Here is a 15104-nt window from a genome sequence, read left to right on the forward strand (position 1 = left end):
ATTTTGAGGTGATTGAATGAGCTTTGGCCCAGTAGGGATGAATTCTGGCATGGATATCAATGCCATGGTCAGCAAAATTGTCGATTCGGAGCGTGTGCCTAAGCAGCAACGTATCGACAATGAGCGTGACAAAATTGATTCCAGTATCAGTGCCTACGGGCGGCTCAGAGAGTCGTTGGATACGATGAAAAACTTGATGGCGAGCTTTCGTCAGGAGAAAGCTTTCGCCGCAAGAAAGGTAGAGTCTACGGATGATACCGTTGTTTCTGCGACGGCAACCACTGAAGCTATCGCTGGTAGATATGCTATCGATGTGTTGCAGCTTGCCCAAAGCCATAAGATTGCGTCTGATGTATTACCGGAAGATGCAAAGTTTGGCCCGGGTAAGCTGCAGATTTCTCTTGGTGATAAAAAATTCACTATAGAGGTGCAGGAAAACTCAAAACTGATTGATATTGTTCGCGGTATCAATGGTAGCAAAACCAATCCCGGCGTTCGGGCATCTGTTATCAACGATGTCGAAGGCCCTCGACTTATCGTTGCGTCAAGCAATTCTGGTGAGCAAAACGCTCTCAAACTGAGTGTTGAATCAGCGCCAGACAACCTTCTGAAAAGGCTTGAATACAAAACTCTAGAGCAACGAGTTAAAGATCTTGAGCAAGCCCGTGCTGCTGCGCAGGATTTGCTCAAACCTCTTACACCAGAAGAGCAAGAGATTGCCGACCGTATTGCTGAGAACAATGTCAAAGCGGCAAAGGTTGTCGATCAAGAGATTGCCGACAGCTCTAAACAAGCGGCAATTGCCGCCGATCCGAATGCGGCTAAAGATGCCAGTGCTGGTAACGAACTTTCAGATGCAGCAGCTGCAGCGGCGGCTGCCGCTGGTGCTGAAGCCAATAAATACCTCAAACCCGAAGAACGCATTCCTGGGTGGACTGCAACTGCTTCAGGTACTCTGCTCGATTCTTACTGGGAGCCAGAACCTCAACTTGATGCCAAAGCACTGGAAAAAGCACCAGATATCCCTGGTTGGAGTATCACGGCTTCAGGTACATTGACTGACTCTTATGTCACGCCAAAAGAAGCGCAGGCGGCATTGGATGCTCGACAAGCAGAGATTGAAAATAAGCTGGCCCAAGAAAAAGCAGCCCTCGAAGCGAAAGTACTAGCGGGCGAACTGACTCCAGAACAAGCGAAAGAGCTTGAACGTGCCAAACTGCCTAAAGAAGAAAGGGAGTATTTAGAGCGTATTGATCAAGCACAAGCGGATCTTAAATCTGCTCAAGAGTCTTTTGATGCTTACCGTGGTATGACTCAAGTTCAAGCAGCGCAGGATTCTAAGGTGTTGTTGGATGGTGTGGCACAATTATCGAGTGATAACAACATCATAGAAGATGCGATTGAAGGCGTTGATCTGACCCTTAAAGGCCGCTCAGAGCGAGGAAAAACACCTTCGGAAATTGATATTGAATATGATCGTCAAGGCGTTCGTGATGATATTGAGCAATTCGTTGCCGCGTATAACCAATTTTATCAGGTCTCCCAAGAGTTATCTGGAGTCGACCCTAGAACTGGAGCTGCTGGTCCATTAGCGGGTGACAGCGTCGTGCGCAGTGCGGATTCTCGCTTAAAATCTGTTTTTTCATCCGATGTGGAGCCAGCTCCTGATGATTTAAAAACCTTGACTGAGTTCGGTATTACCACGACGCGTCAGGGAACGCTGGAGATTAACTATGAGATGTTGGATCGTCAGTTAAATAATAACTTTAATAAGTTGGAAGACTTTTTTGGTGGGAACCAAGGTTTTGCGAAAAAAGTCGAAGATGCGATTCAAGGGATAACGGGGGTGACTGGCTCAATTCGCACTCGTGAGCGTAGTATGGTGGAACAAAATTACCGCCTTGAAGATGATCAGGCGTCTTTGGATCGCCGTATGGAAAGTCTAGAGAAACGTACACACGCCAAATTTACGGCGATGCAGGATGCAACGAGTAAAATGCAGTCCCAATTAGCAGGTATGATGAATGCACTGGGTGGATGATTTTTTGGCACAAGTCGCATTCTTAGGTGATATTGATCACGATATTGTAAGTGGTCTTTCATCAACAGACATTAATACTGAAGAAATCGTTGAACTGGTCGATAAAAGGGAACAGATATTGCTAACCTTGATCAGTACTATTAGTGAGCACCAAGAGTTAGCTCAGTTGCCAGAATGGCAGAGTGCTATTAAGCGCACTCAGTTGACTGTCGAGATGATGCAAAAGAAAACGACTCAACTTGGCAGTAATTTGAAGAAGTACCGCTACGGCAATAAATCGGTGCAGCAGTACAAGAAATTTATATAAAAGAGGATTGTTATGCGTGGTTCATTACAGGCTTACAAGAAGGTATCGGTAGATAGCCAGCTCAGTGCTGCCTCCCCGCATAAAATTGTTCAGATGCTGATGGCAGGGGCTATCGAGCGATTAATTCAGGGCAAAGCGGCAATGGAGCAGGGTAATATACCTGTCAAAGGTGAGAGGCTGGGTAAAGCCCTAGACATCATCATTAGTCTACGTAGCTGCCTATCTATGGATGATGGAGGTGATATTGCTCAGAACCTTGATCAGTTATACGAGTTCATGATCACCCAAATAACTGAGGCGAATCACAAGAACGACCCTCAACCTCTAGATGATGTGATTGAGATCATTCGCGAGATTAAATCAGCTTGGGAACAGATTCCGCCTGAATACCATAACCTGACCGCAACCGATGTTGGAATTTAAGCGATAAGTTAAACTTATAAGGTTGTATTGAAATATCTTGCATAAAAAGCTTTTGGGCAAACGTCACATCACCTAATTGCTTGGTTGCCTTTATTTTTTTATCAAATAGAATAGAAGCCACTTAGTAGCCTAGTGGCTTATTTTGTTGCTGAATTTTATGAATTGTTTATCACTAATCCTGTTCTATAGTTAAATTAGTGTTAGAGACAGAAATAACAGCCACAACGTTTCAAGATAAAGGCAATAATTCTCACCTATGCAAGGTTTAGCAAAGCTGCTCGTAATTGAAGATGATGCTCAAGCGCGCATCAATCTGAGTAATATATTAGAATTTGTCGGAGAGCAATGTGAGGCGATAAGTTCCGCGCAGCTGAACGACGTTAACTGGTCAGATGTGTGGGCAGGATGTATTGTCGGTTCGCTGCAAAATAATCACTTTTCAACTCAATTGAGTTCTCAGCTCTCTCAGGCAAATCATATTCCTTTACTTATCGCGGGAACGCATTCTTATCCAGTTGAAGAAATGACGAATTATGTTGGCGAACTGGAATATCCTCTTAATTATCCCCAGCTAAGTGAAGCGCTGCGTCATTGCAAGGACTTTCTAGGCCGTAAAGGCGTCAATGTATCTTCTTCGCGCAAGAACACTCTGTTTCGCAGTCTAGTGGGACAAAGTATTGGCATTAAAGAAGTTCGTCACCTGATTGAACAGGTCTCCGCCACTGAAGCAAATGTGCTCATTTTAGGCGATTCCGGTACCGGCAAAGAAGTCGTTGCTCGTAATATTCATTATCACTCTGCTCGTCGCAATGGGCCATTTGTACCAATTAACTGTGGAGCTATCCCACCGGATCTTCTTGAAAGTGAGTTGTTTGGCCATGAGAAAGGTGCTTTTACTGGGGCGATAACGTCTCGTAAAGGGCGCTTCGAACTTGCGGAAGGTGGGACACTATTTCTTGATGAAATCGGCGACATGCCAATGCCGATGCAGGTTAAGTTGCTCCGTGTGCTTCAAGAAAGGTGTTTTGAGCGAGTTGGTGGTAATACTACGATTAAAGTCAATGTGCGTGTCATCGCGGCCACTCATCGCAACTTAGAAACCATGATTGATGATGAGTCGTTCCGTGAGGATCTCTATTATCGCTTAAATGTGTTCCCAATCGAGATGCCTGCGCTACGCGATCGTATTGAAGATACTCCATTGTTGTTGCAAGAGCTGATGACGCGTATGGAAGCCGAGGGCGCTCAGCCAATTTGCTTTACACCGCGAGCGATCAATTCATTAATGGAACATGACTGGCCGGGAAATGTACGAGAGTTAGCCAACCTTGTTGAGAGAATGATTATTCTCTATCCAAATAGCTTGGTTGATGTTAACCATTTGCCAACCAAGTATCGCTATAGTGATATTCCTGAGTTTCAGCCTGAATATAACGTGTTTGCTTCAGTTGAGGAGCAAGAACGTGATGTATTGCAGGACATTTTCTCTGAAGATTTCAGCCTTGATGAAGCTGATGGTTTACACGAAAACTCCAATACTCCGCAGGAATTGCCTCCTGAAGGGGTCAACCTTAAAGAGATGTTGGCAGAGTTAGAGATCAATATGATCAACCAAGCTTTGGAAGCTCAAGGTGGTGTTGTTGCTCGTGCTGCTGACATGCTTGGTATGCGTCGAACCACGCTAGTGGAGAAGATGAGAAAGTATAATGTGCAGCGGTAAGTTGCATAATATCGGCGCTGTCAAAATATCGACTGTACATTAAGTGTCTGAAAATTATATAAAATAGCCTGGCGTGCTTCTTGCATTTCAGGCTATTGTAGTTTTTAAGGCAGAAATACGACATGGACTCAGCCCAAGCGATCATGAATCAGCAACCGCTCGGAACTCTTGAAGAACAAGTTGAACGTTATAAGCAGGTATTAGATGTGATGCCGGCTGGTGTGATTTTGCTTGATACTCAAGGTGTTGTTCACGAGGCAAACCCAGAAGCGCAGCGTTTATTGGAAATGCCGCTAATTGGACAGAAATGGTTTGAAGTTATCCAACAAGCTTTTGCACCACGTGAAGATGATGGCCATGAGATCTCGCTTCGCAACGGTCGTAAAGTGAGGCTGGCGATCTCAGCTTCCACGACCGGGCAATTGATCCTGATTACAGATTTGACGGAAACTCGCCTATTACAATCTCGAATCAGTGATTTGCAGCGTTTGTCTTCCTTAGGTCGTATGGTGGCTTCATTAGCGCACCAGGTCAGAACACCTCTTTCCAGTGCGATGTTGTACGCCTCAAATTTGGGGGCGCCAAATCTACCTCTCGCAACCAAAGATCGTTTTCAAAGTAAGCTGATGGATCGTCTGCATGATCTTGAAAAACAGGTCAACGATATGTTGTTGTTTGCTAAAGGAGGCGACAACAAAGTGGTCAAGCCTTTTACCATTTCAGAGTTGGTTTCAGAGTTCTCTCCTATGGTGGAAACGGCACTGAAAAATAGCCAGATTGATTATCATCTTGAAGTGGAAAAAGAAGAGACACAATTGTTTGGCAATGCGAATGCGGTGGCATCGGCACTGAGTAACTTGGTGATGAACGCAATTCAAATTGCGGGTAAACAATCACAAGTCGATGTCTTTTTCCGTCCGGTAAACAACGAATTGAAGATCTCGGTACAGGACAGTGGCCCAGGTGTACCGAAGGAACTACATAATCAAATAATGGAGCCTTTCTTTACCACACGATCCCAAGGCACAGGATTGGGTTTGGCAGTTGTGCAAATGGTATGTCGTGCTCACGATGGAAGGTTAGAACTGATTTCTGAGGAAGGTGATGGTGCATGTTTTACCATCTGTATTCCTTTAGAGCGTACTCCGCAAGCTGATCACGATATAATGACAGGAGAAGGATAATGGCACAAAGCAAAGTACTAATCGTAGAAGATGATGAAGGTCTACGCGAAGCCTTGGTCGATACCCTAGCACTGGCTGGATATGAGTGGTTGGAAGCGGATAGCGCTGAAGATGCCTTAGTCAAGCTTAAGGCGCATGAGGTAGATATTGTCGTCTCTGATGTGCAAATGGCGGGCATGGGTGGTCTGGCACTGCTGCGCAACATCAAGCAGCATTGGCCAAACTTACCTGTATTACTGATGACGGCGTACGCCAACATTGAAGATGCGGTCTCAGCTATGAAAGATGGCGCGATAGACTATATGGCTAAGCCATTTGCGCCGGAAGTGTTACTGAACATGGTAAGTCGTTATGCGCCGATCAAATCTGATGATAATGGCGATGCCGTTGTTGCCGATGAAAAAAGTTTAAAGCTGTTAGCAATGGCAGACAAAGTGGCGAAAACAGACGCTAGTGTAATGGTCTTGGGGCCGAGTGGCTCTGGTAAAGAAGTGATGTCGCGCTACATTCATAACGCATCAAACCGTAAAGATGGCCCATTTGTGGCGATTAACTGCGCTGCCATTCCAGACAATATGCTGGAAGCGACTCTTTTCGGTTATGAAAAAGGCGCTTTTACAGGCGCTGTTCAGGCGTGCCCAGGTAAGTTTGAACAAGCACAGGGGGGCACTATTTTGCTGGATGAAATCAGCGAGATGGATTTAAACCTTCAAGCTAAGTTATTGCGTGTTTTGCAAGAACGTGAAGTTGAGCGTTTAGGAAGCCGAAAGAGTATCAAGCTTGATGTTCGAGTTTTGGCCACCAGTAACCGAGACCTAAAGTTGTATGTTCAGGAAGGGAACTTCCGAGAAGATTTATACTATCGCCTGAATGTATTCCCGTTAGCGTGGCCAGCGCTTTGTGAACGCAAAGGTGATATCGAGCCTCTAGCTAATCACCTTATAGAGCGTCATTGCAAGAAGCTTGGTCTACCTGTCCCAACCCTTTCAGCGAGTGCAATGAATAAGTTACTGGCTTACTCTTGGCCAGGAAATGTCCGTGAGCTTGATAATGTCGTTCAGCGTGCATTGATTCTTAGTGAAAATGGTAACGTAGGGAGTGACCATATTTTACTTGAAGGCTTAGATTGGCAAGATGCGGGTAGCTTACAGCATGTTGTTGAAACAGGTGAAATCACAGCGCCCAATATTAAGCCAATCGCTGAGCCTGACAATGCGTTTGCCTCTAGTGCAGGCCTTGGTGGTGAACTGCGAGAACAAGAATATGCCATTATTCTCGAGACTTTGGCTGAGTGTAACGGTCGTCGAAAAGAAATGGCTGAAAAGCTAGGTATTAGCCCACGTACATTGCGCTACAAGTTAGCCAAAATGCGTGATGCGGGGATTGATATTCCAAATTAACGTGTTATTTTCGGCGCTCACATTGATATGGCATGTAGATTGCAGCGTCATAGTTATAGCAATAATTGTAGTCAAAGAGTTGACGTCCGAGGTGTTCAATGAGAGTTGATGGTTTTCAAGGCGAAATGCAAGCAATGATGTTCGAAGCAGCGAACACTAAACCTGCCGCAACTGGTCATACAGTGGGAGCGGATTTTGGTGACTTGCTCAACAATGCCATCAATAACGTGAATGGATTGTCAAAAACGTCAGGCAATTTACAAATGCGATTTGATCGTGGTGATCAGGATGTGTCTCTTTCTGATGTGATGATTGCCCGCAATAAATCCAGTGTGGCCTTTGAGGCAACGATTCAGGTACGTAACAAGCTTGTTGAAGCGTACAAAGAATTGATGAACATGCCAGTTTAAGTGATAGGTATAGTCTGTGGCAGAGCAAAATCAATCAACGGATCTTGCAGTATCGGATGGTGGTCCTGATACCGCGATGGTTGCAACATCAGAGATGGATACTGATGTTCAGAACCCAGATTTGGACGAGCAAAGTACATCCAAATTTGATATGGCAGTTGGGGATCTCGATCTCCTTCGACAGGTTGTCCTAGTTCTTTCTATTTCAATCTGTGTTGCCTTGATTGTGATGTTGTTTTTCTGGGTAAGAGAGCCGGAAATGCGTCCGCTTGGTGCTTATGAGACGGAAGAGCTGATTCCCGTTCTCGATTATCTGGACCAGCAGAAGGTCAACTATAAACTGGACGGTAATACCATCTCTGTTCCATCCAGTGAATACAATTCCCTCAAGTTAAATATGGTTCGTGCCGGCTTAAACAATGAAAAGCAAGCTGGCGACGAAATACTGATGCAAGATATGGGATTTGGTGTTTCCCAACGTCTAGAGCAAGAACGGCTCAAGTTAAGCCGTGAGCGCCAGTTAGCCAAAGCCATTGAAGAGATGACACAAGTACGCAAAGCACGAGTGTTACTGGCATTACCAAAACAAAGTGTCTTTGTTCGTCACAACCAAGAAGCTTCAGCGTCGGTATTTTTAACCTTGCGTACTGGAACCTCGCTTAAACAGGAAGAGGTCGACTCTGTGGTTGATATGGTGGCTAGTGCTGTTCCTGGGATGAAACCCACTCGAATTACCGTCACTGACCAACATGGTCGATTGCTCAGCTCTGGTTCGCAAGACCCAGCTTCGGCTGCACGCCGTAAAGAGCATGAGCTCGAGCGTAAGCAAGAACAAGCACTGCGCGATAAAATTGATTCTGTCCTTATCCCGATTCTTGGGTTTGGAAACTACACCGCACAAGTAGATATTCAGCTGGATTTCAGTGCGATAGAGCAAACGCGTAAGAGCTTCGACCCGAACACCCCTTCGACTCGAAGTGAATACACACTGGAAGACTATAATAATGGTAACGTGGTGGCGGGTGTGCCGGGTGCGCTGAGTAACCAACCTCCAGCGGATGCGTCCATTCCGCAAGACGTAGCTCAAATGAAAGATGGCTCTTTAATGGGCCAAGGTTCTGTGCATAAAGAAGCCACACGTAACTTTGAACTGGATACAACAATCAGTCACGAACGTCGTCAGTCGGGGATTGTTAATCGCCAAACGGTCGCTGTCGCGATAAAAAACCGTGCATCTGTTAATCCAGATAGTGGTGAGACGACTTATCAACCTCTGTCGGATGCTGAGTTACAGTCAATTCGCCAAGTGCTGATTGGTGCGGTTGGTTTTGATGAAAGTCGTGGTGATTTACTTAATGTGTTGAGTATGCAGTTTGCTGAGCCTGAAATTGAAGTGCTAACGGATGTCCCTCTCTGGGAGCACCCTAACTTCAACGATTGGGTGCGTTGGTTTGCAAGTGCGTTGGTTATCATAGTCGTTGTGTTGGTTCTAGTTCGCCCAGCCATGAAGAAATTGCTCAACCCTGCTTCGGATGACGATGATGACCAACTATACGGACCAGATGGGTTGCCAATTGGTGCTGATGGAGAAACCAGCCTGATTGGTGGAGATATGGATGGTGGCGAGCTGTTTGAGTTCGGCTCTAGCATTGACTTGCCTAACCTCCATAAAGATGAAGATGTGTTGAAAGCAGTTCGTGCGCTGGTTGCTAACGAGCCAGAACTGGCGGCACAAGTAGTGAAGAACTGGATGGAAGATGCCTAACGAAGTCGTACCACAGGGAGAAGGCGGTGGCGAAGTTGTAGACAACACCGTGGATATAGAAAGTATACCGGGCGAAGAGCGCGCGGCGATCCTCTTATTGAGTTTAAATGAGGAAGACGCTGCCGGTATCATTCGTCACTTGGAACCGAAACAAGTACAACGCGTTGGTAGTGCCATGGCTCGCGCTGCTGACCTAAGCCAAGACAAGGTCGGTGCGGTACACCGTGCTTTCTTGGAAGACATTCAAAAATACACCAATATTGGTATGGGCAGTGAAGACTTTATGCGTAATGCCTTGGTTGCTGCCCTTGGTGAAGATAAAGCCAATAATCTTGTTGACCAAATACTGCTTGGAACAGGCTCGAAGGGCTTGGATTCACTTAAGTGGATGGACCCGCGTCAGGTTGCCAGCATCATTATCAACGAACACCCTCAGATTCAAACTATCGTACTGTCTTATCTAGAACCGGATCAGTCTGCGGAAATTTTGTCTCAGTTTGCTGAGCGTGACCGTCTTGATCTGATGATGAGAATTGCCAATCTAGAAGAAGTTCAACCATCGGCTTTGGCGGAATTGAATGAAATCATGGAGAAACAGTTTGCGGGTCAAGCAGGTGCTCAAGCTGCCAAGATTGGTGGACTGAAGGCTGCTGCGGAAATCATGAACTACATGGACAATAATGTAGAAGGCATCCTGATGGAGCAAATTCGCGATCAAGATGAAGACATGGCCACGCAGATCCAAGACCTTATGTTCGTATTCGAGAACCTCATCGAAGTCGACGATCAAGGTATTCAGAAACTACTGCGTGATGTTCCACAAGATGCGTTGCAGCGCGCACTCAAAGGTGCCGATGATGCTCTGCGTGAGAAGATCTTTAAGAACATGTCTAAACGTGCCGCTGAGATGATGCGTGATGATCTTGAAGCGATGCCACCAATTAAAGTCTCTGATGTGGAAGCGGCACAGAAAGAAGTGTTGGCTGTGGCCCGTCGTATGGCAGACTCTGGTGAGATTATGTTGGGCGGCGGCGCAGACGAATTCTTGTAATTTAAAGTAGGTAATAGGTCTATGTCTGGGGAAAGAAAGCGCGGCTTTTTGCGCTTAGATAATGACGATCAAGTCCAAAAGCCTGAGAAATGGGGAATGCCGGATTATACGCCGGAAACTCATAAACAGGCGAAAGAAACGGCAATGAACTATGACCCTAGCTGGATGCCTACCTTTTCTGAACCTGAGGATGAAGCCCCTAAAGAGCTGACCGAAGAAGATATTGAACAGATCAAACAGCAGGCTTATCAGGACGGTTTACATCAAGGTCAAGAAGCCGGCTTCAAACAAGGTTATGACAAAGGAAAAGAGCAAGGTCACGAAGAAGGTCATCAGCAAGGCTTGGAAGCAGGAAAAGCGGAAGGCATTGAAGCGGGTCAGGAGCTGATTCAGCAACAGGTACAAACTTTCGTTGACCTAGCTAATCAGTTTGCTCAGCCTTTGGAACTGATGAATGCGCAGGTTGAGAAACAGCTGGTCGACATGGTACTGACTCTGGTTAAAGAAGTTGTACATGTTGAAGTACAGACCAATCCTCAAGTCGTATTGGATACCATCAAGCAGTCGGTTGAATCCCTACCCATCTCAGGGCATTCGATCACTTTGAAGCTTCATCCTGAAGATGTAGAGATTATTCGCTCTTCATATGGTGAAGCTGAGCTGGAATTTCGTAATTGGACACTCATGGCTGAACCTGCGCTCAATCGGGGTGATGTGCAGATTGAAGCAGGTGAGTCGAGCGTCAATTATCGACTTGAAGACAGAATTCGCAGTGTGCTACAGAGCTTTTGTGGCGTGAATCGTCATCAAGGTGGTGAGTAATGTTGGTGCTGGCAGAACGCCTTTCTCAATATCAAACTCAAGGGCTAACTTGTCGGCCTGTTGCCTCTGGAAAACTGGTTCGAGTCGTTGGGCTAACATTGGAAGCTACTGGATGCCGAGCGCCTATCGGTAGCCTGTGCAAAGTGGAAACGATGCATGGTGAGATGGAGGCTGAGGTGGTGGGTTTTTCGGGAGATAACCTCTACCTAATGCCCAGTGAACAGATCACAGGTGTCCTACCAGGCGCGAAAGTCACCCCTTTAACTAGCGAAGTGGGATTACCTGTGGGGATGGAACTGCTTGGTCGTGTGATTGACGGGGTGGGGAATCCACTTGATGGTCTCGGGCCTATTTATACGGAGAAACGGGCGGCATTTAACGCGGAGCCCATTAACCCTCTAGCGAGAAAGCCGATTTCAGAACCACTTGATGTGGGTATCAAGGCAATTAATGGTTTGCTGACGGTTGGTAAAGGTCAGCGTATCGGTTTATTTGCCGGCTCAGGTGTGGGTAAGTCGGTTACTTTGGGGATGATGACTCGAGGCACCACCGCTCAAGTGGTCGTGGTAGGCTTAATTGGTGAGCGTGGTCGTGAGGTAAAAGAGTTTATCGAAGAAATCCTTGGAGTAGATGGTCGTCAGCGTTCGGTCGTCGTGGCGGCACCAGCGGATTCGTCGCCACTTATGCGATTAAAAGGCTGTCAGACAGCCCTGACGATTGCAGAGTATTTTCGCGATCAAGGCTTAGATGTGCTTCTCCTCATGGACTCATTGACTCGATTTGCTCAAGCTCAGCGTGAAATTGCTCTCTCTGTAGGTGAGCCGCCTGCGACTAAAGGTTATCCACCGTCTGTGTTTGCAAAATTGCCTGCTTTGGTTGAGCGTGCGGGTAATGGTGGTCAAGAGCAAGGTTCCATCACGGCATTCTTTACCGTTCTGACGGAGGGTGATGATCTTCAAGACCCAATCGCCGATGCATCACGAGCCATTCTAGATGGTCATATCGTGCTATCGCGTGAAATGGCTGATGCCGGTCATTATCCTGCTATTGATGTTGAGAAGTCAGTCAGTCGTGTCATGCCACAAATTACCTCAGAAGAGCAGATACTGATGTCCAAAGCGGTGCGTCAAGTTCTGTCAGTTTGTCGAAAAAATCAAGATTTGGTATCGATTGGTGCTTATAAGCCGGGATCTGACCCTGCCATTGATAGTGCATTCACATTAAAACCTCGACTGGATGGTTACTTACAGCAAGCGATGAAAGAGACGGTACCGTACGATATGTGTGTCAACATGCTGCGTAACCTGCTACAAGGAGACTCGTAATCCATGGACAATGCGCTGGATTTTTTATTGAGTCAGGCTCAGGAACGAGAAAACCAAGCGGTACTCGCGCTTGGTCAGGCGCGGGTTGAACTGGATGGCTATTATCAGCAGTTAGAGCAGATAGAAAAATACCGATTGGACTACTGCAATCAATTGGTAGAACGAGGCAAACAAGGGTTAACGGCTAGTCAATACTCTCATCTTAATCGTTTTTTGACTACCTTAGATGAAACTCTGGCCAAGCAGAAACAAGCAGAAGAGCACTTTAAGTCACAAGTGGGAAGTTGTGAGCAAAACTGGTTGGAATGTCGTAAACAAAGGCGTTCTTATGAGTGGCTGATAGATAAAAAACAGGCAGAAAAAGAGCGTTTACAAAATGTTCGTGAGCAAAAACAAATGGACGAGTTTTCTACTCTGCAATACTCCCGCCGGACTTCGAACTAACTTCACATAATTATTCTTATTATCTATTTGATTGGCGCACTTCTTGCAGTTCTGTTTCGTTAAATGATGAGTTGCCGCTTCAAACCATTCTAAGTAACAGGCCGCGACTGCTCCCTCAATTACGCGCGAGTATCTATTTATGAATATAAACCTAACTCCGGCTTCTGACACCCCGAAAACGTCGACCGCATCCTCTCAGTCCGTTGGTTCGGGTGAAGAGGCGAAACCGTCTGAAGGTTTTTTTTCTAAGTTGGCCGCTTTTATTAAAGGTGAATCCAGTGGAGAAAAGGTTTCAGACGCAGAATCAATGACAGTTGAGTCTGCAGTCGGAGAGGAAGAGGCGGCTTCAATTGAGCCTGAACAAGAGGCGGGTGATGGTAAGAGCGTCAGTGCCGATGAAAACGAGGTGTTAGAGTCTGGGGAAGTGATCACTAAGGGGACCAAGGGCTCTTCAACTGATGAATTGTTAGCGATAGATCAAGAGCAGAATAAACCAGCCTCTAAAGTTAAAGTAGAAACTGAGGCATCAACGAAAAGCCAGTCTAATGACTCAACAGAAGGTGATGCTGAGAAGATTGTGTCTGAAAATGGGGAATTGCTTGGTCGTTTAAATAAAGCCAGTAAGGCCCTTCAACCTAAGGACGGCAATGAGTTGCCACAACAACCTGAGTTGGCGACACAAGAAGTAAGCTCTTCACAGCAACAGAAGGCTCACAACATTAGCGAAGAAGAGCAGGTGGAAACGTTAAACACAGCCGCTTCTGCTGTGCAAAGGCAGACTCAAGGTGAAACACAGACGGATGTGGATGTTACTGACACTGAGAATAAGAAAAGCATCAAAGCACAAGAACACTTGATGGCTGAGCAACCTGTGGAGCAGCAAGTGATGGTTCCTGAAAGTGCGAAGCGCTTTATTGAATCTGAAGATGGTCAGGAAGCTGTGACAGCTTCCGATAATCCAGGTGATGATGAGCTGGCCGTGGCTGCAGCAGGCGCGGTGGCTCTTATGGCTGGAGTGACTGAGAGGAATAGAGATAAAGCTCAGTTAACCAGTCCTGAAATTGAACAGCTAAAACATGAACTGAAAACCCAAGGCTTGTCTGATAAAGAGATCGAGCAGATTGTTGAAGCGGCAAGAGCCGAAGCACAGGCACAAATTACCGTGGTTCAAGGTAATGAAACCAATCAGACAGAGCCAGTAAAGCCTAATGCTGAAAAAACACTACAGTCGGATGCTTCGCCATCACAATTGGCTGGCAGTGAAGTTGTAACAGAAAGTGCTATTGAACCAACGGTTGCAGCCACTGCCGTTGCTGGTTCTTCGGCAATCCCATGGGCGGTCTCAGCGGCGGATGTGGGTGTTGATGAGTTACAGATTCAACCGGATGCAAAACCTAAAGCACAGCAAGCTGCAGTGGCACAATCGGTTCAGCAAGCATTACATACATCAAGTGCTCAAGTCATGGCGGCTCAGCACCATCTTCAAGCTACGCAACAGGCTGCCGTAGCGCCTTTGCCCAATGAGCTGGCTGCGAGTCAACTTCAGCAAGTCGCTTCTACACCAATAGTCAGTGAACAAGCTATGCTAAAAGCGGTAATGGGAGCGAAAGCGGCGGGTGCTGTAGGCAAATTAGCCGCAACAGACGGGAAGCAGGGGGCGAGTCAAAGCAGTGATACAGGGTTTGCTCAGCAACTATCACAGGCCGCAAGTCAACAAGGTTTGACGGCACAGAACCCAATTCGTACTGAGCAAGCTGCTGCTCAAGCTCCATTGCAGCTTAATCGAGAAATGGCCGGTGATCAGGTAGCGGAAAGAGTCCAAATGATGATGTCGAAGAATCTAAAAAACATCGATATTCGCTTGGATCCGCCGGAGTTAGGTCGATTACAGATCCGCATGAATATGACAGGAGAGGGAGCGACAGTTCACTTTACGGTGGCGAATCAGCAGGCTCGGGATGTCATTGAACAATCTATGCCCCGTTTACGTGAAATGTTAGCTCAACAAGGCGTTCAATTGGGTGACTCGTCAGTTCAGCAGCAATCCGCTGGTCAACAACAAAATCGTTATGCGGCTGGAAGTGGAGCTGGAAATGGTCAAGGTAGCAGCAATCAAGCCTTTATCGGTGAAGAAAACCTTGAACCAGACGTCAATCTTGATTTGAATGTCGCAACAAAGCGTGATGGAATTAGTTATTACGCTTAAACTGTA

Annotated in this window: 13 protein-coding genes; all 13 read left to right on the forward strand. The window is 46.4% G+C overall.

Features of this window, described 5'->3' with window-relative positions; all coding sequences use genetic code 11:
* The first annotated feature begins 16 nt into the window (after window positions 1-16).
* Window positions 17-2041: a flagellar filament capping protein FliD gene (fliD, locus tag L1D31_RS13475; protein ID WP_239837611.1), complete on the forward strand. Its 2025-nt coding sequence runs from the start codon at window positions 17-19 to the stop codon at window positions 2039-2041.
* On the forward strand, window positions 2025-2348 hold the full coding sequence (locus L1D31_RS13480; RefSeq protein ID WP_239837612.1) for a flagellar protein FliT: 324 nt from the start codon (window positions 2025-2027) through the stop codon (window positions 2346-2348). Before fliD ends, L1D31_RS13480 begins: the two co-directional genes overlap by 17 nt.
* Before the next feature lie 12 nt (window positions 2349-2360).
* Window positions 2361-2771, forward strand: a complete 411-nt coding sequence (fliS, locus tag L1D31_RS13485) for a flagellar export chaperone FliS (RefSeq protein ID WP_239837613.1) — start codon at window positions 2361-2363, stop codon at window positions 2769-2771.
* Between the two features lie 256 nt (window positions 2772-3027).
* Complete coding sequence (locus L1D31_RS13490; protein WP_239837614.1) at window positions 3028-4491, forward strand: sigma-54 dependent transcriptional regulator; 1464 nt, start codon at window positions 3028-3030, stop codon at window positions 4489-4491.
* A gap of 122 nt (window positions 4492-4613) precedes the next feature.
* The gene (locus L1D31_RS13495) at window positions 4614-5675 is read left to right on the forward strand and encodes an ATP-binding protein (RefSeq protein WP_239837615.1); all 1062 of its coding nucleotides are present in this window, start codon (window positions 4614-4616) and stop codon (window positions 5673-5675) included.
* Complete coding sequence (locus L1D31_RS13500) at window positions 5675-7075, forward strand: sigma-54 dependent transcriptional regulator (protein WP_239837616.1); 1401 nt, start codon at window positions 5675-5677, stop codon at window positions 7073-7075. Before L1D31_RS13495 ends, L1D31_RS13500 begins: the two co-directional genes overlap by 1 nt.
* Before the next feature lie 98 nt (window positions 7076-7173).
* The gene (gene fliE / locus L1D31_RS13505; RefSeq protein ID WP_239837617.1) at window positions 7174-7485 is read left to right on the forward strand and encodes a flagellar hook-basal body complex protein FliE; all 312 of its coding nucleotides are present in this window, start codon (window positions 7174-7176) and stop codon (window positions 7483-7485) included.
* 16 nt (window positions 7486-7501) lie between these two features.
* A complete protein-coding gene (gene fliF / locus L1D31_RS13510) occupies window positions 7502-9250 on the forward strand; it encodes a flagellar basal-body MS-ring/collar protein FliF (protein ID WP_239837618.1) in 1749 nt (582 codons plus the stop codon).
* The gene (gene fliG, locus L1D31_RS13515) at window positions 9243-10301 is read left to right on the forward strand and encodes a flagellar motor switch protein FliG (RefSeq protein ID WP_239837619.1); all 1059 of its coding nucleotides are present in this window, start codon (window positions 9243-9245) and stop codon (window positions 10299-10301) included. The genes fliF and fliG overlap by 8 nt, the downstream gene beginning before the upstream one ends.
* A gap of 21 nt (window positions 10302-10322) precedes the next feature.
* On the forward strand, window positions 10323-11123 hold the full coding sequence (gene fliH / locus L1D31_RS13520) for a flagellar assembly protein FliH (RefSeq protein WP_239837620.1): 801 nt from the start codon (window positions 10323-10325) through the stop codon (window positions 11121-11123).
* Window positions 11123-12448: a flagellar protein export ATPase FliI gene (gene fliI, locus L1D31_RS13525; RefSeq protein WP_239837621.1), complete on the forward strand. Its 1326-nt coding sequence runs from the start codon at window positions 11123-11125 to the stop codon at window positions 12446-12448. The genes fliH and fliI overlap by 1 nt, the downstream gene beginning before the upstream one ends.
* A 3-nt stretch (window positions 12449-12451) precedes the next feature.
* Window positions 12452-12892, forward strand: coding sequence for a flagellar export protein FliJ (gene fliJ / locus L1D31_RS13530; RefSeq protein ID WP_239837622.1), 441 nt, complete (start codon window positions 12452-12454; stop codon window positions 12890-12892).
* 139 nt (window positions 12893-13031) lie between these two features.
* Window positions 13032-15098 carry a flagellar hook-length control protein FliK gene (locus L1D31_RS13535; RefSeq protein WP_239837623.1) on the forward strand — a complete coding sequence of 689 codons (2067 nt, stop codon included), beginning with the start codon at window positions 13032-13034 and terminating at the stop codon, window positions 15096-15098.
* The last annotated feature ends 6 nt before the right edge of the window (window positions 15099-15104 follow it).

The organism is Vibrio sp. Isolate23, from assembly GCF_022398095.1.
In the GTDB taxonomy this organism is placed as follows: domain Bacteria; phylum Pseudomonadota; class Gammaproteobacteria; order Enterobacterales; family Vibrionaceae; genus Vibrio; species Vibrio coralliilyticus_A.